This is a genomic window from Deltaproteobacteria bacterium (assembly GCA_026388415.1).
In the GTDB taxonomy this organism is placed as follows: domain Bacteria; phylum Desulfobacterota; class Syntrophia; order Syntrophales; family JACQWR01; genus JAPLJV01.
Genome location: JAPLJV010000012.1, coordinates 76,110 through 98,149, shown reverse-complemented (window position 1 = coordinate 98,149; position 22,040 = coordinate 76,110). Strand labels below are relative to the sequence as shown.

17 protein-coding genes are annotated in these 22,040 nt (G+C 53.4%); 9 read left to right on the top strand and 8 right to left on the bottom strand.

What is annotated here, in order from left to right; translation table 11 throughout:
* Nucleotides 1-333 precede the first annotated feature (333 nt).
* The 5 genes from NT140_03275 (at nt 334) to NT140_03255 (ending at nt 7,730) form a co-directional block, all read left to right on the top strand.
* Nucleotides 334-1,104 carry an electron transfer flavoprotein subunit beta/FixA family protein gene (locus NT140_03275; GenBank protein ID MCX5830904.1) on the top strand — a complete coding sequence of 257 codons (771 nt, stop codon included), beginning with the start codon at nt 334-336 and terminating at the stop codon, nt 1,102-1,104.
* 19 nt (nt 1,105-1,123) lie between these two features.
* Nucleotides 1,124-2,101: an electron transfer flavoprotein subunit alpha/FixB family protein gene (locus tag NT140_03270; GenBank protein ID MCX5830903.1), complete on the top strand. Its 978-nt coding sequence runs from the start codon at nt 1,124-1,126 to the stop codon at nt 2,099-2,101.
* A gap of 161 nt (nt 2,102-2,262) precedes the next feature.
* A complete protein-coding gene (locus NT140_03265) occupies nt 2,263-4,374 on the top strand; it encodes a heterodisulfide reductase-related iron-sulfur binding cluster (protein MCX5830902.1) in 2,112 nt (703 codons plus the stop codon).
* A gap of 31 nt (nt 4,375-4,405) precedes the next feature.
* On the top strand, nt 4,406-5,686 hold the full coding sequence (locus NT140_03260) for an OmpP1/FadL family transporter (GenBank protein MCX5830901.1): 1,281 nt from the start codon (nt 4,406-4,408) through the stop codon (nt 5,684-5,686).
* Nucleotides 5,687-6,032: 346 nt separating this feature from the next.
* Nucleotides 6,033-7,730: a long-chain fatty acid--CoA ligase gene (locus tag NT140_03255; protein MCX5830900.1), complete on the top strand. Its 1,698-nt coding sequence runs from the start codon at nt 6,033-6,035 to the stop codon at nt 7,728-7,730.
* 154 nt (nt 7,731-7,884) lie between these two features.
* On the opposite strand, the gene NT140_03250 is transcribed toward NT140_03255, so the two are convergent.
* The 4 genes from NT140_03250 to NT140_03235 form a co-directional block, all read right to left on the bottom strand.
* A complete protein-coding gene (locus tag NT140_03250; GenBank protein MCX5830899.1) occupies nt 7,885-9,105 on the bottom strand; it encodes a 2,3-bisphosphoglycerate-independent phosphoglycerate mutase in 1,221 nt (406 codons plus the stop codon).
* A 53-nt stretch (nt 9,106-9,158) separates the two neighbouring features.
* The gene (locus NT140_03245; protein MCX5830898.1) at nt 9,159-9,941 is read right to left on the bottom strand and encodes an enoyl-CoA hydratase-related protein; all 783 of its coding nucleotides are present in this window, start codon (nt 9,939-9,941) and stop codon (nt 9,159-9,161) included.
* Nucleotides 9,942-10,126: 185 nt separating this feature from the next.
* Nucleotides 10,127-11,419: an acetyl-CoA C-acetyltransferase gene (locus NT140_03240; GenBank protein ID MCX5830897.1), complete on the bottom strand. Its 1,293-nt coding sequence runs from the start codon at nt 11,417-11,419 to the stop codon at nt 10,127-10,129.
* A gap of 52 nt (nt 11,420-11,471) precedes the next feature.
* Nucleotides 11,472-12,935: an AMP-binding protein gene (locus tag NT140_03235; protein MCX5830896.1), complete on the bottom strand. Its 1,464-nt coding sequence runs from the start codon at nt 12,933-12,935 to the stop codon at nt 11,472-11,474.
* 167 nt (nt 12,936-13,102) lie between these two features.
* Here NT140_03235 and NT140_03230 point away from each other — a divergent pair, with 167 nt between their 5' ends.
* The 4 genes from NT140_03230 to NT140_03215 all read left to right on the top strand — a co-directional run bounded on the left by NT140_03230 (nt 13,103) and on the right by NT140_03215 (nt 17,708).
* Nucleotides 13,103-14,608 carry an MBOAT family protein gene (locus tag NT140_03230; GenBank protein MCX5830895.1) on the top strand — a complete coding sequence of 502 codons (1,506 nt, stop codon included), beginning with the start codon at nt 13,103-13,105 and terminating at the stop codon, nt 14,606-14,608.
* A 10-nt stretch (nt 14,609-14,618) separates the two neighbouring features.
* Nucleotides 14,619-15,647 (top strand): hypothetical protein, encoded by a 1,029-nt coding sequence (locus NT140_03225; protein MCX5830894.1) that lies wholly within the window; start codon nt 14,619-14,621, stop codon nt 15,645-15,647.
* Nucleotides 15,648-15,726: 79 nt separating this feature from the next.
* Nucleotides 15,727-16,515: a glycosyltransferase family 2 protein gene (locus NT140_03220; protein ID MCX5830893.1), complete on the top strand. Its 789-nt coding sequence runs from the start codon at nt 15,727-15,729 to the stop codon at nt 16,513-16,515.
* The gene (locus tag NT140_03215; GenBank protein ID MCX5830892.1) at nt 16,512-17,708 is read left to right on the top strand and encodes a glycosyltransferase; all 1,197 of its coding nucleotides are present in this window, start codon (nt 16,512-16,514) and stop codon (nt 17,706-17,708) included. The genes NT140_03220 and NT140_03215 overlap by 4 nt, the downstream gene beginning before the upstream one ends.
* On the opposite strand, the gene NT140_03210 is transcribed toward NT140_03215, so the two are convergent.
* Genes NT140_03210 through NT140_03195 form a run of 4 tightly spaced genes read right to left on the bottom strand, consistent with a single transcriptional unit; the run spans nt 17,705 to nt 22,010 of the window.
* Nucleotides 17,705-18,838, bottom strand: a complete 1,134-nt coding sequence (locus tag NT140_03210) for a glycosyltransferase family 4 protein (protein MCX5830891.1) — start codon at nt 18,836-18,838, stop codon at nt 17,705-17,707. The genes NT140_03215 and NT140_03210 overlap by 4 nt on opposite strands.
* The gene (locus NT140_03205; GenBank protein ID MCX5830890.1) at nt 18,835-19,722 is read right to left on the bottom strand and encodes a lysophospholipid acyltransferase family protein; all 888 of its coding nucleotides are present in this window, start codon (nt 19,720-19,722) and stop codon (nt 18,835-18,837) included. The genes NT140_03210 and NT140_03205 overlap by 4 nt, the downstream gene beginning before the upstream one ends.
* A 5-nt stretch (nt 19,723-19,727) precedes the next feature.
* Nucleotides 19,728-20,648 (bottom strand): DUF6492 family protein, encoded by a 921-nt coding sequence (locus NT140_03200; protein MCX5830889.1) that lies wholly within the window; start codon nt 20,646-20,648, stop codon nt 19,728-19,730.
* A gap of 42 nt (nt 20,649-20,690) precedes the next feature.
* A complete protein-coding gene (locus NT140_03195) occupies nt 20,691-22,010 on the bottom strand; it encodes a hypothetical protein (protein ID MCX5830888.1) in 1,320 nt (439 codons plus the stop codon).
* Between the last annotated feature and the right edge of the window lie 30 nt (nt 22,011-22,040).

Below are 22,040 nucleotides of genomic sequence, written 5' to 3'. Positions count from 1 at the left end.
AGGTGCGCCCATCAATATGGGCTATTTGCGAAAATACGGGTAAATAATAACCAGTCACCCTCTCTGAAGTGAGAACGGCAGAAAAACAGCAAGGGAATCGTGATAACCCTCGTAACAATGCTCATTTTGCAAGAGGCTCGTAAGTTAACGAAATCATATTCTGCAAAAAACGCAGAAAATAATTTCTAACTTACTAATTATTTACTTGACAGCAACTTGCCTGTTGACTTAAGGGTCTAAAACAGGTAAGGACATGGTTACATGATAGCTACAACTTAATAGATGCAGCGCGAGAAAATATTTTCCGGGCTGTATCCCAGAAAGGAGGAACAAGTGAATATCATTGCATGTATTAAGCAGGTTCCCGATACGGAGGCGCAAATACGGGTTAAGTCTGATGGATCGGGCATAGACGAGGCGGGTATCAAGTGGGTGATGAATACCTATGATGAGTATGGTGTTGAAGAGGCCTTGCGGCTGAAGGAAAAAAATGGCGGCGAGGTGACGGTTATTTCTCTCGGGCCGGCGCGGGCGATGGAGACGATTCGGACCGCCCTGGCGATGGGGGCAGATAAGGGCATTCACATCAGTGACCCGACCCTGGCGGACGCCGATTCTTATGTCACGGCCTCGGCCCTGGCGGCGGCCATTAAGGCCGTTCCCTACGATATTATCTTTTGCGGTCAGCGGGCCATTGATGACGATTCCGGGCAGGTTGGTTCCATCCTGGCGGAATTGCTCGGCATCCCGCAGATTACCGTAGTTACCAAAGTGGATGTGGAAGGCGCAGCCCTCAAGGCTGTGCGTCCGATTGAAGGCGCCCAGCTCCTGATCCAGAGCCCTCTGCCCTGTCTGATTACCACTCAGAAGGGGTTGAATGAGCCTCGCTACGCCTCGCTGCCCGGCATCATGAAGGCCAAAAAGAAGCCCGTGGATGTCAAGGATGCGGCCGCGCTCGGTGTAGCGGTAGAGAAGAAGTCGCGGGTGCTCCGTTTGGTACCGCCTCCGGCCCGGGCAGCCGGGAAGATCATCAGCGGCGACGATCCGGCAGCCAAGGCGGCTGCACTGGCGAAGTTGCTGAGGGAAGAGGCGAAGGTTATTTAAGACATAGGAGGATACAATCATGGCAAAAGGTGTGTGGATAGTCGCCGAGCAGAGAGACGGCGTTTTACGTAAAATAAGTTTTGAGCTGGCGAGCGCAGCGCGGAAGCTGGCCGACCAGTCGGGAGAAGAGGTCGGCGCGGTTCTCCTGGGCAGCGGAGTAGCAAAGGTGGCGGGCGAACTGGCCAAGTACGGCGTGGACAAGATTTATGTGGCCGATAATGCGCTGTTTGAGCCCTATACGACGGATGCCTATGCGGCGGCCGTAGCCAAAATTGTGCGGGAGAAAGATCCGGCCATCCTGCTTCTGGGCGCTACTTCCCAGGGGAAGGATCTGTCCTCGCGCCTGGCCGGGAAATTAGCCACGGGACTGGCGACCGACTGCACGGAGATCAAGATTGCCGATGGCCGCATGGTCGCAGTCAGGCCCATGTACGCCGGCAAGTGTTTCGCCGAGGTAGTGACGACGACCAATCCCCAGATGGCATCGCTGCGGCCGAATGTATTTCCGGCGGTGGAAAAAGCCGGGGCGGGGGAGGCCATATCCTTTGATGCCGCTCTTGATCCGGCGCAACTGAAGACCAAGGTCCTGGAAGTGCAGAAGGATGCGGCCGGCAAGGTTGACTTGACGGAAGCCAATATCATTGTTTCGGGTGGCCGGGGCATGGGCGGACCGGATAACTACAAAGTTCTGGAAGAACTGGCGGCGATACTGAACGCCACCGTGGGGGCCTCGCGGGCCGCCGTGGATTCCGGCTGGCGGCCTCTCTCCGATCAGGTCGGGCAGACGGGAAAGGTGGTTTCTCCGAACCTGTATATCGCCTGCGGCATTTCGGGCGCTATCCAGCACCTGGCCGGGATGAGCTCATCCAAATACATCGTGGCCATCAACAAGGACAGCGAGGCGCCCATCTTCACCAAGGCCGATTTCGGAATCGTTGATGATCTGTTCAAAGTGGTGCCGGAACTGGTCAAAGAGTGCCGGACATTGGTGGGATAGGTAACGTCGGGTTTGCAGGCAAATGGTCCCCCCCTTTGTAAAAGGGGGGGTAGGGGGGATTTGCGGTAGCATTCATAAGAGTTAAATCCCCCTGTATCCCCCTTAATATAGGGTGTTTGTTTTTCTGACGGGGAAGGGGAAAAGTGACAGGAGAATAAAAAATGGAAAAGGCAAAGTTTTACGTGGGAAATGAAGGCCGGGAAGTCTTCTGGAATGCCGAGCATTTTGAGGGGATTCTCTTTGTTTTGGCTGCCGTGGCTCTGGCCATCTGCGCCTATGGTGTTTACAGAAGGTGGCAGATGTGGAAGGCCATTGGCAAGCCGGAGATCAGATTAGACAACATTCAGGAACGGCTTAAGCGCCTCCTGGTGGACGGTTTGTTCCAGATCAGGACCTTCCGTGAAATCTACCCCGGCATCATGCACGGCCTGATCTTTTTCGGGTTTTTCGTCCTGATCTTCGGGGCTTTTTTTGACGCGGTGGAGTTCCATGTTGCCGAACCTCTCGGCGTTGCCTTTCTGACGGGGAAGGTTTATCTGGTTTTTTCCCTGCTCATGGAGATTTTCGGTCTGGCTGTCTTGCTGGGGATAGCTATGGCGCTGTTCCGGAGGTACGTCACCAAGCCCGAAGGTCTCGGATATAAAGGAAAACCGGACAATACGCCCGACGATGTAATCGTCCTTTTGCTCATCGGGGCGATCATCATTACGGGCTTTTTCATCGAAGCGCTGCGGATCCACGTCAACCGGCAGCCCTGGGAGATCTGGTCCTTTGGTGGCTGGACACTGGCGGGGGCCTTTTGCGGATTGAACCCGGAAACGGCCAAACTGCTGCACAAGATTACCTGGTGGACCCATACCTTCCTGTCCCTCGGCTTCATCGCCTACATTCCCTATTCCCGCCTGCTCCACATCGTTACCACGCCGGCCAATCTGTTCTTTTCCTCCCTGAAGCCGGTGGGCTATCTGGAGCCGATTCGCGACTTTGAGACGGCCGAATCCTTCGGCGTAGGCAAACTGGAAGAGTTGTCGTGGAAACAGATATTTGACACCGACGCCTGTACGCGCTGCGGACGGTGTCAGGACGGTTGTCCGGCCTATCTTTCCGGGAAGCCCCTTTCCCCCAAGAAATTTATCCAGGATCTGAAGACCTACTGGCTCTCCAAGGCGACGGCAGCGGTGGCGGCTCAAAAGGCCGCCGCCGATAAAAAGGTGGAGGGCGGCGACGCGGCTCCGGAAGAGGCTGCCGGCCCGGTTGGTGAAGACAAGGTGCTGCCCGGAGAAGTGATTGATCTCCACGAGTTATGGGCCTGCACCAACTGTATGTACTGCATGGAGCATTGCCCGGCCTTGATCGAGCATGTGCCCAAGATTATCGGTATGAGGCAGTACAAGGTGCTGACGGAGGCCGATTTCGCCCCCGAGCTGCAACTGACCTACCGGAACATGGAAAATAACTCCAATCCCTGGGGGATTGGCGCCCATCAGCGCGGCGACTGGGCGAAAGAACTGGGAATAAAAACGCTGGCCGAAGACCAGGGCGCGGAATACCTCTTCTATGTCGGCTGTTCAGGTTCCTTTGATGAACGCGGGAAGAAGGTGACGGTGGCTTTGGCCCGGATCCTCCAGACGGCGGGGATCAGCTTCGGCATTTTGGGCAACGAGGAAGGCTGCTGCGGCGATTCGGCCCTGCGGGGCGGTAACGAATACCTCTATCAGGCCATGGCACAGGCCAATATCGAAACCATGAACGGCTATGGGGTCAAGAAGATCATTACCATTTGTCCCCACGGCTACAACGCTTTAAAGAAAGATTATCCGCATTTCGGCGGTAATTTCGAGGTTTACCATCATACGGAGATCATTGCCGACTTGCTCAAACAAGGCAAGATCAGCCTGAAAAAACCCGTGGCGGGACGGTTTACCTATCATGATTCCTGTTTCCTGGGCAGGTATAATGGTGTATATGACGCGCCGCGGACCATTCTGCAGGCGGTGCCCGGGATGGAGTTCGTGGAAATGGAGCGGAACCGGGATAAGGCATTCTGCTGTGGGGCCGGCGGTGGCCGCATGTGGATGGAAGAGGACCAGGGCGAGCGGATCAACGATATGAGGACCGATCAGGCGATTGCCGTGCAGGCCGGGACGGTGGCGGTGGCCTGTCCCTTCTGCCTGACCATGGTATCGGACGGCATCAAGGACCGGCAGAAAGAAGAAAGCATGGCGGCCCTGGACATTGCGGAGATAGTCTGGAAATCTATGGGAGTTGAATAAAATACAACTAATTTTAAGGGGGGGTAAACAAATGAGGGGTAAAAGATCGTTTATTTGTGCCGTAGCGTTTTTGGCCGCGCTCCTGTGTTCCGGCAACGTCTGGGCAGCGGGGTTCCAACTGTTTGAACAGAATGCCAGCGGGATCGGCAATGCCTACGCCGGTTCGGCAGCGGTAGCCGAGAACGCCAGCACCATTTTCTTCAATCCCGCCGGCATGACCAAGCTCCAGGCCCAGGAGATTTCCCTCGGTCTAACTGCGGTGAAGCCGAGTATCAAGTTCAGTAACACGGGAAGCACCATTCCAGTTCCTGCGGCTGTTTATGGGCCTAATACCGGTACTGATGGCGGCGATGGTGGCGGCTGGAATTTAATACCCAACGCCTTTCTTTCCTCGGTGCTGACCAAAGACCTGTACGTCGGTCTCGGCATCAGTGCGCCCTTCGGTCTGGCAACGGAATACGAGAGCAGCTTTTGGGGCCGTTACCAGTCCATCAAGTTTTCCGTCGAGACGTTAAACGTGAACCCCTCGCTGGCCTATCGCGTCAACGACATGATATCGATCGGCGTCGGTGCGAACCTGCAGAATATGAAAGCGGAGTATATATCTCAAACGATATCCGGGATACAGGGGACGCTCAAGGCGGACGACTACGCCTGGGGCTGGAACGCGGGTGTGTTGTTGCAGCTTGCGCCTGCCACGCGGCTCGGGGTATCCTATCGGTCGTCGGTTAAGCACACCCTGAAAGGGACTTTGTCTACTTCCAGTCCGCTACCGACGCCGCCGTTGCCTCCTGGGTCAAATACTGCTGCAAATGCTCCTGCAACGGGTGACATAGAACTGCCCGATACTGCGATTGTGAGCTTTACGCAAGGATTGGGCAGCCGCTGGGAGCTGCTGGGTGATATTTCATGGACCCGCTGGAGCAGCGTGGAAGCAGTTAACATCTATAATGTCACAATCGGAGCTACCGTTAAGAAGCTCGATACCCAGTTCAAGGACAGCTGGCGCGCCGCTTTTGGGGCGAACTACAAGGCAAGCGAGGACTGGAAGTTCAGATTTGGCCTGGCCTTTGACCAGACGCCGGTTCCCGATGCCGAGCACCGCATGGTATCGTTGCCCGACAGCGACCGGATAGCGGTGGCCACGGGAGTGCAATACAAACCGACCAAGAATTCGGCCCTGGATCTCGGCGTGGAATACCTCTTCATGAAGGCCACCGATATCAACAATTCCTCCGCTGGGCTTGTCAAGGGCGACTACAGCAATAATAATGCGCTCATCCTGGGCGCCCAGTGTTCTATGAGTTTCTGATAGACTCCGGGGGCATAACCCGTCGGCAGGTTATGCCCCCACCTGTTATTCGTCTAACGCCGGAAAGCCTGAGACATTTGCACAACTACATAAAACCAGCAATTATGTCATACCGGCGCTCTTTTCAGTCCTCGCTTGACGGGGAAAGGCCGGTATCCAGTATTATCAAGCGCTTCCTGGATTCCGGTTTCCACCGGAATGACGTATAAGGGAGTTGTGCAAAGCAGTCTCAGCCTATCCAATCCCCCTCAGTCCCCCTTTGCTAAAGGGGGATGTAGTTTGTTTATTCCCCTCTTTGGCAAGGAGGGGGGGGGGGGGAGATTTTCAATAATAAAGGGGGAAAACTATGTCGTCCATCAACGTCCAGGATAAACCATGGTTAAAATCCTATGAGGAGGGTGTCCCAGAGCACATCGCTTACGAAGACATCTGCTTGCCCCACATTCTGGACCGGACGGCGGACCAGTTTTCCGATAAAACCGCGCTCATTTTCGAGGGGTACCGGATCACCTTCCGTCAATTGCGGGACATGGCCAATAGCCTGGCCGCCTGCCTGGTTGCTTTCGGCATCAAGAAAGGCGATGCCGTGGCGGTCCTGCTCCCCAACCTGATTCCCTGTGTGGCCGCCTATTATGGCATTCTCAAAGTCGGGGGTATTGTGGTTATGAACAACCCCCTCTACACCGACTATGAACTGGAACGCCAATTTAATGATTCCGGCGCCCAAGTCCTCATAACTCTTGATCTACTGGCTAACCGCATGATTGACCTGCGGCCCCGGACGGCGATCAAAAAGATTATTGTCACCTCCATCGGTGATTATCTGCCTTTTCCGAAAAATATTCTTTTCCCGCTCGTGGCTAAAAGCAGAAAATTAGCCGCCGATGTCAAAGATGCCCCCGATGTGTACCGCTGGAAGGATTGCCTCGAACGCCATGAACCCGTGCCGCCGACGGCGGATATCGGCCTCGACGATGTGGCCGTTTATCAGTTTACGGGAGGCACAACGGGCGTCACGAAAGGGGTGGAGCTTACCCATCGCAATCTCAGTTGTCAGGCGCAGCAATGTGCCGCCTGGTTTCCCAAGTTTAAAAAAGGGGAGGAGGTCATGCTGGCGGCGCTGCCCTATTTCCACGTCTTCGGCATGTCTATCGCCATGAATTTTGCTATTTTTATGGGCTGGTCACAGGTATTAGTCCCCAAGCCGCAGCCGGGACCGCTTTTGGAGGCCATCCGCAAATTCCGCCCGACCTTTGTGCCTTTAGTGCCGACCATGTATATCGGGATATTGCATCATCGCGGCCTCAAGAAGACAGATATGAGCTGCATCCGGGGGGCCTTTTCCGGCAGTGCTCCCTTGCCTGTGGAGGTGATAGAGTCCTTTGAAAAGATTACGGGCGCGGTTATCGTCGAGGGCTTTGGCATGACGGAAACTTCCCCTGCAACCCATGTCAATCCCTTTGCCGGCGGCGCCCGGAAGGTGGGCAGCGTCGGGGTGCCTATCTCCGACACCCTCAGCCGCATCGTGGATCTCGAAACGGGTCTTATTGATGTGCCCCGCGGCGAGCCGGGCGAACTTATCGTCAAGGGGCCGCAGGTGATGAGGGGTTACCGGGGCATGCCCGAGGAGACGGCCAATGCCCTGCGCGACGGCTGGTGCTATACGGGCGATATTGCCACGGTGGATGAAGACGGCTATTATTATATAGTGGACCGCAAAAAAGACATGATCATCACGGGCGGTTTCAATGTCTATCCGCGCGATATTGACGAGGTCTTCTACCGCCATCCCCGGGTTCAGGAGGCCTGCACAATCGGTATCCCCGACCGGAAACGGGGCGAAAACATCAAGGTCTTTGTGGTGCTGAAGGAAGGCATGACGGCCACCAAAGAGGAACTGCTGGATTTCTGCAAGACCCAACTGGCGAAATACAAGCTGCCGACAGAGATAGAGTTCCGGACGGAATTGCCCAAGACCAACGTGGGCAAAGTCTTGCGCAAGCAGTTACGGGCGGAGGAGCTCGAAAGAAGGACGAAGTCGTAGCCCCGATAAACGGGATAATTTCTAACTTACTAAGAAGGCCGGATGCTGCGTTGCGCTTCACCCTTCGTCATTGCAGCGTACAAAAGTACGCCTCATTCCTCAGGGCTCGTGCGCCTTGCCTGCGACCTTCTTACGACTTCGTCAGCGGCGTTGGTTACGCTCCAAATTTGGTCAGCCGCTGGGCGTGGGCCAGGGCCAGCGACATGAGATGCATCATCGGCATCCGGCCCAGGCCTCCCTGGATGCAGTCCCGCTCGCCGAAACGCTCTACCCGGTCCGGCCGGCAGGTCGGAGAGGCCAGGATCGCCGGCACGGGGTGCCAGCTGTGGGATTTCAGAGCCGCCGGCGTGGAGTGGTCGCCCGTCACCACGAGGACGTCGGGTTTGAGGGCTGTCAGGCGCGGCAGCAGCGCATCCACCTCTTCAATAACCTTCACCTTCCCGTCGAAATTGCCGTCTTCGCCATTGGAATCGGTGGGCTTGATGTGCATGAAAAAGAAGTCGAACTGCTGGAAATTCTGCTCCAGCGCCGCAAATTCTTCGGCAATGGTATAAGTCAGCGGATTAACTTCCATTCCCAGTAGACGCGCAATGCCGCGGTACATGGGATAATTGGCGATGGCCAGGGGGTTGATGCCGAACCGGCTGCCGATACTCGGGAATTGCTGGTACTTCCCATAACCGCGCAGCAGGATCATGTTGGCCTTTGGTTCATCGGCCAGGACTTCCTTTACCTTTGCGATCAATTCCGTCAGGATGACCGATGTTTTGGCGGCCTCCGGTATCAGGGCGAGAGGGGGATGAGACGCTACACCGGTTTGCTGCGGGTCCGTCTCGGCGATTTCCTCCCGGAGATTATCACCCCGGAGGGCGATTATGCCCCGGTATTCCTTTTCCGTGCGGAAGAAGACCTCTACCCCTGCTGCTTCCGGGGAAGACAAGCGGATTCGTTCCTGAAGCTTCCGGCACAGGCGCTCACTTTCTTCCGTGGCGATGCGACCGGCGCGCCGGTCCAGGAGCAGCCCTTTTTTATCAATGGTGGCAAAGTTGACGCGCATGAAAATATCTCGCGGAGTCATGGGGAAATCAACGCCCGTGGCCGAAAGCAGGCCGCGCCCCACATTAGTCGTGACGGGGTCGTAGCCGAACAGGGCGAAATGGGCCGGGCCGCTGCCCGGTGTGATCCCGTATCCCACGGGATCGAGAAGGCCGCAAATGGACTTCCTGGCCAGTGTGTCCATATTAGGCGTACGGGCCGCCTCCAGTTCCGTCTGGTCCCGGCCGGGCATGGGCAGGCCGCCGAGACCATCCATGATGAGAAAGACGATTTTGGTGTCGTTTTTTACGACCAGCGAATCTATAAGTTCTTGCGGCATAAGTTTCCTCCCGTAGGGGCGACGCATGCATCGCCCCTACAATCATTGTTGCCCTAACGTCCCGTATAAACTGGTTTTCTCTTTTCCAGGAAGGCCTTCATCCCTTCCTTCTGATCATCGGTGCTGAAGCACTGGGCGCAGCATTCCACCTCCAGCCGGATGGCGTTATCCAGGGCCAGGTCATAACCGAAATTGACCGCGTGCTTGATCATCTTGAGGGAGAAACCGGGCAGAGTCGTCAGCTTCAAGGCAAATTTTCTGGCTTCCGCCAGGAGCTGATCGAGGGGCACTACCTTGTTTACTAGTCCGATCTCATAGGCTCGCTTGGCGTCTATCGGCGCTGCGCTCATGATCATTTCCTTGGCCCGGCCCATGCCGATCAGACGGGGCAGGCGCTGTGTGCCGCCCCAACCGGGGATAAGGCCGATAGATACTTCCGGCTGTCCGAACAGGGCGTTTTCCGAGGCAATGCGGATGTCGCAGGCCATGGCAATTTCGCAGCCGCCGCCCAGGGCAAAGCCGTTGACCGCCGCGATGGCTGGTTTGGGCATGGTCTCGATCAGGCGCAGGGTTTCATTGCCCAGTTCCATGAAGGCCAGGGCCTCAGCGGGCCGCAAATTCTGCATTTGCGAAATATCGGCGCCGGCTACAAAGGCTTTTTCACCTGCCCCGGTCAAGATCAGGACCTTGACGGCAGCATCATTTTTGCAGGCCGTAACAGCGTCCCGCAGTTCCAGCATGGTATCCGAATTCATGGCATTCATGGCCTTGGGTCTGTTGAAGGTGATGGTGGCGATACTCTCTTCTACGGTCAATAGTAAATTATCGTATGACATTTGTTCTCCTTTCAGATGAAAAATTATCGAATCCTTGGAAAATTAATGTTCCCCTCCCCTGGCGGGAGGGGATTAAGGGGAGGGGGGGGATAACAAATTGGGATTATATGGCTTTACACCCCCACCCTAACCCTCCCCCGTCGCCAAAAGTGGGTGCTTTAAGCAAGGGGGAGGGAACTTTTTAGTTACATCCTCTCCAGTACTATGGCCATGCCTTGCCCGCCGCCGATGCAGAGGGTAGCCAGACCAAGATTTTTATTCTGCTTCTGCAGTTGCATGGCCAGGCTGTAGGTAATCCTCGCGCCCGAGGCGCCCACGGGGTGGCCGATGGAGATGCCGCTGCCGTTCAAGTTGCATTTATCAATGTCTATTTCCAGCTCCCGGATACAGGCAATCGCCTGACAGGCGAAGGCTTCGTTCAATTCCACAATATCCATATCCTTTACGCTCAGGCCCAGCTTGCCAAGCACTTTGCGCGTGGCCGGAATAGGCCCCAGCCCCATATAGGCGGGGTCCACGCCGCCGGAGGCATAACCTTTGATTTTGGCCAAGGGTTTCAGGCCCAATTCTTTAGCCCGGTCGGCGCTCATGACTACTACTGCGGCCGCGCCGTCGTTGATGCCGGAGGCGTTGCCCGCCGTTACCGTGCCACCGTCCTTTTTAAAGGCCGGGGGAATTTTTCCCATCTTCTCCATGCTCGTGTCCATTGGCCGCTCATCCACGGCAAAGACCGTGGGGTCGCCTTTTTTCTGGGGGATGACGAACGGTACGATTTCGTCGGCGACCGTTCCGTTTTTGATGGCGGCCCGGGCCCGCTGATGGCTCAAAAGCGATATTTCATCCTGCTCCTTGCGCGTGATGCCGTACTTCGCGGCGATATTCTCGGCCGTAAAGCCCATGTGGTAGTTATTGAATATTTCAAAGAGGCCATCGTTCACCATCAGATCCACGATCTGACCAAAGGGCATATTCATGCGGTATCCCCAGCGCGCCTCGGGCAGGGCATAGGGGGCGTTCGACATATTTTCCATGCCTCCCGCGACGATGATATCGGCATCGCCGGCCTTGATAATCTGCGCGGCCAGCGTGATGGCCTTCATACCGGAGGCGCACACCTTATTGATGGTGATGGCGTTGGTTTCCTCGGGTAACCCGGCGTAGAGGCATGCCTGTCGGCCGGGATTCTGGCCTAACCCGGCCGAGATGACGTTGCCCATAAGGCACTCGTCAAAATAAGTCGGCGTCAGCGAGGCGTCGTAATCGTAAAACTTCCGGTTGATTTCAGTCATGTCAAACTCGCCCAGACCTTTGGGGCGGCAGGATTTGATAAAATCATTGACCGCCGGGCGCAATCCCGCCCTCTTAATCGCCTCTTTGATAACCAGGGCGCCCATGTCCACTACCCTCACGCCCTTCAGGGCTCCACCGAAATTACCGACCGCCGTCCTGGCGCCGCTTACTATGACCACATCTTTCATATTTTCCCATCCCTTTCCGACAGATTGCCTGTCATTTATAAGTTATTGTTCATTAAGCGAGACTTTCCACGAATTCAATATCCCGCGGCACCTTGTAGGAAGTCAGATACTGCCGGCAATGCCGGACCAGTTCTTTACCATCCACGTCCATATCCGGATGTTTTACGATCAGGGCCTTGACCACCTCCCCTCTGAGGAGATTAGGCTTCCCCACGGCTAAGGACGCCTGGACCGCGGGGTGCAGATTGAGAACAATTTCCACCTCCCGGGGATAGACATTGAAGCCGCTCGTAATGATCATCCGCTTTTTCAAGCCCGTTAAAAAAATGTAGCCGTCCTCATCCATCCGGGCCAGATCGCCCGTATAAAGCCAGCCGTCACGGATCACCTCGGCCGTGGCCGTTTCCGCATGGTAGTATCCCTGCATGACATTGCTGCCGCGGATGAGGAGTTCTCCGACCGCTCCCGTCGGCAAATCCCGCCCGGCATCATCAACCACCCTGGCCTCCACGTCGGGCACCACCGGGCCCACGGAGCCCGGTTTATGCACCCCGGCCGGCCTCGTGAAAGCGCAGACCGGCGAGGCTTCGGTAAGGCCGTAACCTTCCATGATCTTGAAGCCGAAGCGGGCTTCAAAGCGCGGGAAAAATTCCACCGGCATGGCCGCCCCGCCACTGATGCAAAGTTTTAAGGAACTAAGATCGGATTCCTTGTCCTCGGGCTGCATGACCATGCCGATAAAGAGACGCGGTACGGCGGCGATAAAGGTGATTTTTTTCCTTTCGATAGCGCTGAAAATACCGTCTAAGGAAAAGCTGTCCATCAGGACGACGCTGGCGCCCACCCGGATGACGCAGAGCATATTGACCACGGCGCCGAAGGAATGGAACAGGGGAATGACGGCCAGACCGCGGTCCTGATCGGTAGTGCCGCAGATAGTCTTCAGCAGAAAGGACTGTCCCAGCAGGTTATTTTGCGTCAGCACGGCCCCGACCGGATGGCCGGTCAGACCGGCGGTGTAGATCATCACGGCCGGATCAGCGCCTTTTATCTCCGGCATCTCCAGCGTGAAAGGGCCTGCTGCCATGGCGCTCCGGAAGGGCGAGGAAGCGGGATTTTGTTCATCATGGAGGAGCAGGAAGGTGCAAAGCGGGAGATCGTTTCTTATCTCGGCCAATTTTTGAGCATTCAGGGTGGTCGTGATCAGGCCCCGGGCCTCGCTGTTGCCGAGCAGATGCCGGAGTTCGTAGGCCGTGGAGAGGACATTCAGTGTCACCGCCACGGCGCCGATTTTCTGGATGGCGAAATAGGAAACGACAAATTCGATGCCGTTGGGCAGCATCAAGGCAACCTTGTCGCCTTTTTGCAGCCCCGCATCCCGCATCCTGTTTCCGAGGGAATTAACGGCCCGGTCCAGGTCAGTATAGGTAAGGCTGCCTTCCTCCTGAAGGAGCGCCAGGTGCCCCGGCCATTGCCGACAGCTTTCTTCCAACATGTGTCCTAAACTGATCGCCATATGTTTCCTCGCTTACATTCGCTTCCATAACACGATGGGGTAATTTATTCAATAAGTTTGAAAACACTATCCGGTTCCCAATATGTCATTGACATACAAGCGAGGCTTTCATATAGTCGCTTGACTAACCAGCACATTCCGACTTCTCATCGCCGAGCGTTATTATTATGTTTTTTAACAGTTATCTATTTCTTTTCTTGTTTCTTCCCCTGTCGCTGGTTTTATTCCATGCCTTAAAAAATATGGGGTATTGGTGCTTAAGCCTCCTCTGGTTGCTGGCGGCTTCCCTGTTTTTCTATGGATACGGGAAGACGGAATATTTACTACTGCTTGTGATCTCTATTTTGATAAACTGGTGGACGGCTTTTTTCTTGGGAAAAGAAAAAAATGGAAAAGTTTTCCTGACTGCCGGTATTCTGTTCAATGTGCTGCTGCTTGGATATTTCAAGTATTCGTATTTTATCCTGGACAGCGTAGTTAGCATCACCGGTTTAAACCTTAACCCCGTTGTCCTTGCCCTGCCGGTAGGGATATCGTTCTACACTTTTCAACAAATTGCCTTTCTCATTGATACCTATAGAATGCCGGTGGAAAGATGCAGGTTCACTGACTATTGTTTGTTCATAACCTTTTTCCCGAAGCTGTTTGCTGGTCCGATCGTTCGTCACCGGGAAATGATGCCTCAACTGGCTGCAAAACTGGAGTTGCTTGTTCAGGAAGATATTGCTGTCGGGATAACCCTGTTTGTTTTTGGCCTCTGCAAGAAGGTCATTATCGCCGACCTTTTTGGGTCTTATGCCAACCCGGTTTTTACTACTCTGGCACAGGGCGGAATCGTCAATATCTACAATTGCTGGGTTGGGGTTTTATCCTATACGTTTCAGATTTATTACGACTTTTCCGGTTATTCGGACATGGCTATCGGTCTGAGCCGGATGTTTGGCATCCGTCTGCCGTTAAATTTTCATTCCCCGTACAAAGCGACGAATATGGTTGAATTCTGGCATCGCTGGCATATCACCCTCTCCCGCTTCCTGCGCGATTACCTCTATATCCCTCTTGGAGGCAGCCACCTCGGGTACTTGAGAATGACGGTTAATCTCCTTATTACCATGCTTATCGGAGGAATATGGCATGGCGCCGGTTGGAATTTTCTGTGGTGGGGTGCCTGGCATGGAGTGGGACTTGTTGCCGCCCATGGGTGGTGGAAATTACGTTCCCATAACCCGGGGCGTGAGAAAAAAACGCGTCTTTCATGTACGTTGGCTTGGTCCCTTACCTTTTTTTACGTTACCCTGGGATGGGTACTTTTCCGGGCCGAAAACATGGCCGTAGCGGGGACCATTTATAAAACTCTGTTTGCCCTGGATGGAATAGTGCTGCCTGCTGAATGGAGTGGTATCTTTACCCTTACCACCTGGCCGATTTCTTTTCACGGCAGCTTCAGTAGAACGCCGATGGCGCACCTGCTGCTCGTGTTCTGCTTAACCTTGTTTAGCCCCAACAGCCAGGAACTGTTGCGAGATTATATGGGAAATGATACTATTAAAATTGATTCTTGGATGCCGAAGTGGACACCGTCCGTACCATGGGCTCTTTTTGTGACGACTCTTTTCCTGGCCGCTTTGGCCAACATGTCTTCAGTGAGCGAGTTTCTCTATTTTCAATTTTGAACAGGATAACATGGCATTGTTTCTTCGTATATTCCTATCGATCTATCTGCTGGCTGGGGCGCTGTTAACCTTTCTTGCTTTTTCCCTGCAACCCTATGCAGGTGATCTTACGCGGATCGGGGGCTTTGCGGAGAACGATTTCGGTTGGAATCTGCCGCAAGAAAAATTCAAGCAACCGCTTTTTACGAGAGCCAACTCCTTAGCGAAGTATGACCGGTATTACGATGTTGTTGTGGTGGGTGATTCGTTTTCTATGAATAGCGAGTACGGGTGGCAAAATTATTTTGTTAACGCCGCTGGCTTGTCGCTTCTGACATTCCACCAGGATGACGTGGACATCAACGAACTGCTCCGAGCGCCACAATTCAGGCAATATCCCCCCCGGTTGTTTATCATTGAGGCGGTTGAAAATGGCATCCAATCCTGTTTACTGCATTTTGCTAAACCTGCAGGAATAAAAGAACTCTCTGCCTTCTCCGATAGGATTCCCATAAGGCCAATGCACCAGGCGCCTGAGCCTTTTTCACGGCAAACCAAAATTGCTCTGCGCATGGATGAACCAATACATTATATCAAAATGAACGTAAAAAGATTGTATGGCTCATACAAGGTATTCCGGTACCATCTCAAAAGACATAACCTTTTTTCCTGCCGTCGCTCTGATGAAATACTTATTTATTACGGTGATCGGTGGAAAGACGGGATTTCGACCGAGGAATGGGGCAAGGTGGAACAGCGGCTCGCAGATCTGCAGGAGGCAATTGAATCTAATGGCCGGACAAAGATGGTGACGATGATTGCTCCTGACAAAACAACAGTGTACAATAAATATATAGACAACCTTGAATATCCGTACCGTAGTCTATTAAAGCGTTTGCCGGGGAAGAGAGAAGTCCGCTGGGCGCCGTTAGAAAAATGGTTGCAGGAAAGGATCGATGCCGGTGGGGTAGATGTTTATCTGCCCAACGACACTCACTGGGGATATGAGGGCCACAAAACGGCAGCGGCGGCAATCTTACACCAGATCACTACCTGGTAAAACGTTCGATGAAGTGCTAAGAGAAAAACGCTGTGGCTAAACAACCGGACAGCAATTATCTGATGGGAAAAAGAGCGAAATGAATTCCTCGGTGCCCCTTTCGGTGGCCATTATAACCATGAATGCGGCGGGAAAATTGCCGAACTGCCTGCAGAGCGTGGCCTTTGCCGACCAGATCGTCGTCGTGGACTCGGGGAGCCAGGATGATACCGTGGCGATCGCCGCCGCCTTTGGGTGTGATATATTCAGCGAAGATTGGCGCGGCTTCGGTCCCCAAAAGCAAATGGCAGTAGACCAGTGCCGCAACGAATGGGTGCTGATCCTGGATGCCGATGAGCGGATACCGCCTGAAACGGCAGCGGTTATAATAGGAATCGTTTGCCGACCGGAGCCGTCCGTCAGCTACAGTTTCCCGAGGAAAAATTATTTTCAGGGTAGATGGATCAGGCACGCCGGCTGGTGGCCGGACCGGGTCATCCGCCTCTTCCGCAAAGATCAGGGCCGTATGACCGCGGTCTCGGTCCATGAAGCCGTTGCGGTTGATAACGGTGTCGTTGCCCTGACAGTGCCTATTGAACACAATACGGAAAGCAATCTCAGCGAACTTCTCCGAAAAATCGATCGGTACTCGACGCTTGGCGCCCAGGAGGCCTTTGCTGCGGGGCGAAGATCTTCGGTCTGGGGTGCTGCCGTGCGGGCGGCACTCGTGTTTTTTCATGGCTATCTTATTCGCCTTGGCTTCCTCGATGGCCGGCAGGGCTTTACTCTGGCAATGGCGGATGCCGTCAACAAGTATTTCAAGTACGCAAAATTGAGCGAGCTATCCAGGAAAGCTCAATATCCAGGTATTGAAAAAGGGGCATTATGAGTAGCAACTTGCCGGCTGCATCAGTTCAGTCGCATATCATGCTCTTCGAGCCCGGCATGGAAGGCCACCATGTGAGTTGGCTGCGCTATGTCGCGGAAGACTTGCTCGCCGCCGGATTCCGATTGACCCTGGCGGTGGACATGCGCCCGGAAGCAGTGAAGTTGATTCACGATAATCTGTCCTCGATCATCAACAACGTTTCCCTTATTTCCGTTTTTTCTGAGGCCGGTCAATTTCATGGCGGGAGCACGATAACGGCCATGGCTTATTGTCTCAAGAAAAGTGGCGCCCGGGAGGTTTTTGTGAACAACCTTGATCACATTGCCTCTTTGTGCCTGAGGAAGGCAGCAGTGGGAATACTGCCGCCTGCTCTTCTGCGGGGACGCATCTCCGGGGTGTATCTTCGCCCCCGTTTTCTGGCCAGCGCACAATGGCCACCCGGGAATATAATCAAGGCTGCCGGTTTTGCAAGGCTCTGTGCGGATCGGTGGTTTAAGAACATTTTCTTTCTGGATGAATATTTATGTGTGGTAGCAAAAGAAAAATATGCCGGTCCGGTATTTCATGTTCTTCCCGATCCCTGGGACGGGGATTTTTCTCTGAGCCAAAAAGAGGCGCGGAATGCTTTAGGTATCCCGACAGACAGGCTTGTGCTGCTTAACTACGGAGTTGGGGACCGGAGGAAGGGTTTGCATCTGACGGTGCAAGCCATGCTGGACAGGCCCCTTGATTCACGATTATTCCTTTTATGCGCCGGAAAAGTTTCCCCGGCGCGAGGATTATCGGATAAATTGTTAACATTGGAAAAACAGGGAGCAGCAAAGATTCTGAATCGCTATGTTTCTGTTGCTGAGGAAAGCTTGTGCTTCTGCGCCAGTGATGCTGTGTTACTGACCTATCGGAAACACTTTGGTTCCAGCGGAGTGCTTTCTCTTGCTGCCGCGGCGGGAAAAATGGTCATTGCGTCAGACGAAGGGCTCGTCGCGCAGCGTGTTCGTGACCATAACCTGGGGTGGCTTTTTTCTTCGGGCAGGGTTGCGGAATTAAAAAAATGTATGGCAGGAGTGGCGTCATTGTCGGAATCGGACCGGGACCGTTTTCGGCTGGCGGCGCTTGCTTATGCCGCTTGCTGCTCTCGTGCTGCGTTTCGGAGCGCCCTGCTTGCTCCATTAAGCGATATTGCCGGTGGTTAGCGTGCCACAGTTCTCTTGCTTGCTGCCTTCCTGGTATTCAGGACATCAGAAAAAACTTCATCATAGGCGGCGGCGGCCCGGTCCCAGGAGTATTCCTCGGCAACGAGTCGCGCCAACCTTCCCATATCTTTCCGCAACGTGCCATCCTGCAAGCGAAGTAAAGCACCATGCAACGCGCCGGCTTCGCCGGCAAGAAAACCCGTCCTGCCTTCTTCAATGAGGTAGGCAACTCCGGCAGCGGGACTTACTACGACCGGCAGACCGCAGGCCATAGCCTCAAGGATGCTCATGCCAAAGGCCTCTCTGAGCGATGGCAAGACCACCACGTCGGCCAAAGCATAATACTTCCTCATGTCCCCATCCACATGGCCGACAAATTCAACCCGTTTACTTGCCCCGCAGCTGGCCGCAAGCTTGCGATACTGTTCCAGGTGTTCGCCGCGGCCTACGATCAGCAATCGCATCTTGTCGCCGATCGCCGGAATCAGATGGTCGAGCCCCTTGCGGCGGAATTCCGAGCCGACAAAAAGCACCGTCAGATCGTTGGACACGGTGCCTGGCTGCGCGTTATTCCTTGCGCGACATTCGGCAATCCGGTCGGGATGAAACCAGTCGACATCCACGCCCGGCGGTATGACCTGCACCCCTTTGGTGCGCTGATAATAGTTTTTGATATCCTCACGAATAAGAGGGGAAACGGCAACAAGTCGGGGCGAAGTCATCTGCCTCTTTTCGAGCCACAGATAGATCCAGCTCCGCGGGCTCAAGTACTTCTGATCCATCCGCCGTATCCAGGAGTATCGGTCCAGTCCCGATTTATAGGAAAAGGTGTGGACGGTAAGAACATCCTGCCGGTAGCCGCGTTCATGGGAGTGGATGATGTCATACTGTTTTCCTGCGAGCAATTGAGCCGCTTCCCTGGCAAAGGAGAGAGAGTTTGCCACGCTCGCATAGGTGTGTTTGTTCGGCACTTTAATGTGCTGCATGCCCGCTAATGCCGACTCATCCACCGATCTCGCATAGATATGGATTTCGTGCCCCCTTGCCTTGAGGCGACGGGTAACTTCGACCGCGTAGCGCTCCGCTCCTCCGGAGAGAATAAATCTTTTTACCAGGACCGCTATTTTCACCTAGGTTCCTTTTTTTCCTTCCATCTCTCGTGCAGCCAGAGCCATTGATCGGGGTATTGCCGGACCATCTCTTCGATAATTGCCGTAAAGGTAGCGGTATTTTCGACAATATCGTTTTCTCTGTCGTCTGTCCGGATGATTTCCACTTCGGGACCAAAGACGAAGTGGTAATGATTATCATTTTTCCGCACCATGAAGGTCGGCACTACCGGAGCACCCGTGAGAAGCGCCAGATGGGCCAAGCCATTCGTCGTACAGGTCGGGAATCCGAAATAATTTACGAAGACCCCTTCATAATGTGACACGTTCTGATCAATAAGGAGGCCGACAATGCCGTTTTGCCGCAAAACACGGACCATGGGCCACATGGCTGAATTCTTGGCCACCGATCTGTTTCCCGTAGATTGCCGTATCCAGGTTACGAGATTTTCAAGAACGCTGTTATCAAGGGGACGGTAAATCAAGACGAGGGGCTTCAATAAAAGCGACGTGGCGATGACGCCAAGTTCCCAGTTGCCAAAGTGGGCGCCGAACAGGAGCAGACCCCGGTTTTTCCGGAGAGCTGCTTCGCAGTGGTCCAGCCCATCTACATCCATGATATTACTAATATTTTCTTTTGTCCAGAAGGGCAGGTCGGCAAATTCGGCGGCCACGATAGCGATGTTCCGGTAAGCACCCTTGGCGAGCCGCTGAACTTCGTCCATGCTCTTGTCCGGGAAGGCATTGCTGAGGTTGTGCAGGGTAATCAGGCGTCGCCTGAGGTCTATTTGATAGTAAGCGAGAGCGAGGCGGCAGAAGAGATATCTTCGCAGCCCCGTCGGGATGACGCGAAGAAATAAAAAGAGCAGTCGGGCCGGAAAGGCCAAATTTACAGAGTCAGTCATGGTACTTACACCTTTATATCCCTGATCCCTCTTTCGATTTGTTCGCCCATTTTGCCGAAGAATCTTTTTAACCTTACGAGCGGCGGTTTTTTCTGTTCCGGGAGTTTTGCCCAGTACGATTGCATTACAACACCCAGATATTGCTTGGCTAACGAAAACTCTGATTCACCCTGCATCTGGGCTTCAAAGAACTGTTTGGCATAATGATAAACCTTGAAAAGAGGATCTATCGGGACGATGGGTATTTTTTTACTGAAAAGCAGATATTCTCCATAGAGTTGCATTTCGCAGGGGTATTCCTGCAGTAAAGCAAAAATGGTTGTTTGGCTCGGCTTCAAATAATCTTCCTCTAAGCTTTGTAATACCTTGCAAGACCAGAGGAGCGGCGAGCAGCCGAAATCATAAAGCGGGCCGGACCGGTGAAACAGTTTCTGGAATTTTATAGCCATATTCTCGAAATCACGGGTTATTTTTTTATTTTTTGTTCTTGCGGCAAAGCCCAATAAGTCTTGCGCCAGATGTTGCACCGTATAAGGGGTGCTCTCATCATGAAAAAAATTTTCTCTGTGGAAGGTTTTGATAAAGTATGAATCAGAATCAATCCAGAGATAGTTTTCGCACAAACCCATCCGCCAGAATTCGAGCTTAATCAACTGCTGAAACAAGTCGGTGGAGAAATCTTTCGGCAACGGGCCGTAAATGTTGCAGGTCTTGCTCAATATCTGCTCGTCCGTAAGAAAATAAGCGGGAATATCTCCGAAGCATTGTTGAAAGTTGTTCAGGTCGGTTGATGGGACACAGACGTAGAGAGGGATGTTGTCAGCATTGAAGCGCTCGATGCTTTCCGCCATGCGCCGCGCACGCAGCATATCCTTGGAATATGATTTACAAAACAGCACGATGTTACGAGTCTTGTTCTTAATCACGTCTCTATCTCACCGCTGCCGTTGGGAATAAATGAGCCGGCCCTATGATTCATGGGCATGGCTTCCTGTAGCCGGAGAAATATCAGACACGGCCTCCATCAGGGCATTGGCCGTTGCTTCAACCGTAAAGGGAGATTTTGTCTGATTGTCCTCCAGGCCGCCGCTGTTCCAGGTATCAATAAAGGTTTTAACGGCCCCTTCCACCGTTGATACGTCATCCTTGGCGACGGATACGTGGCCATTGGCAAGTAAAAAATCTTCCAACTCGGTGCCAACTTCCACAAGCCCCAGTATGGGACGTGCGGTTAGCAAATACTCATAGAGCTTCGAGGGGATATATTCCTGGCAGACGCTTCCTTCCCCACCATGGATTACAACGAGTACATCGGTCTGTTTCATAGCTTCCATAACTCGTTGTCTACCCGTCTTACCTGTTGCCGGATCATATTCCAGTCGGCCATGCTCTACCAAGGCGTCTGACAATGGATATTCACGAAGCGCCCGGCGGGATTCGACATCCAATTCACAGCCGAAGACATCTAAGGTTATAAGGTTTCTCAGCTCGGGGTATTGCTTGATTAATTCATACAGAGCCTGAATCAAGACGGCTAAATTTCGGGTTTTATCCAGTGATCCAAAATGACCGAAATGGATTTTATCGGTCTTGTGGTACGGTACGCCGTGAAAGTCTGGTGGATTGGCGCCGGGTCGCACGACGATGCCCCGGTTGCGGATAGGATGACGTTTATTGGCGTTTTCCAGAGCCCGGTTTGTAAAGTACACAACGATGGAGGCGTTATGGCAGACAACCCGCTCAACTAAGCGATTAAAGTAGTATTTATGCCATCTTTGTTCCGGATCATCGATTATCAAGGGATCATACAGTTCCGCCATCCAGGGAATGCCGTAGATTTTATTCAGGATATAGGCGGTCAAATGGGTGCTTGGCGGGCCAGCACTTGAATACAGCAGGTTGGGGCGGTGCTTCTTAATAATCAGGCTGCCCTTCATGGACGCACTGAGAAACCACGACCACTGACTGTCAAATTGAAAAAATACCTTTTCAGCAACGTAGAAGGGAAGGCAGAGGGCTGTAAAAATGGCTTTTAATATTCTTTGAACCGTTTGATTTTTGAACTTATTCTTGATGATGTACCTCATCTCAAACCAGATTCCCGAAGGGGCCGGTGAAATGATCTGATAATGGGGAAAACGCCTGTCCTTGGTTCCCGTGGGGGCGCTGAGGACGACGAGATCAATGCCTTTCTCGATAAAATAGGGTATCTTGTCCGTGATTGTATGGCTTGCGGCTCTTCCATCCATATTAAAGCAATGGGCAAGTATGAACCAACGATTTTTCATAAAGGCTTTTTTCTCCCTGGTATTGCCACC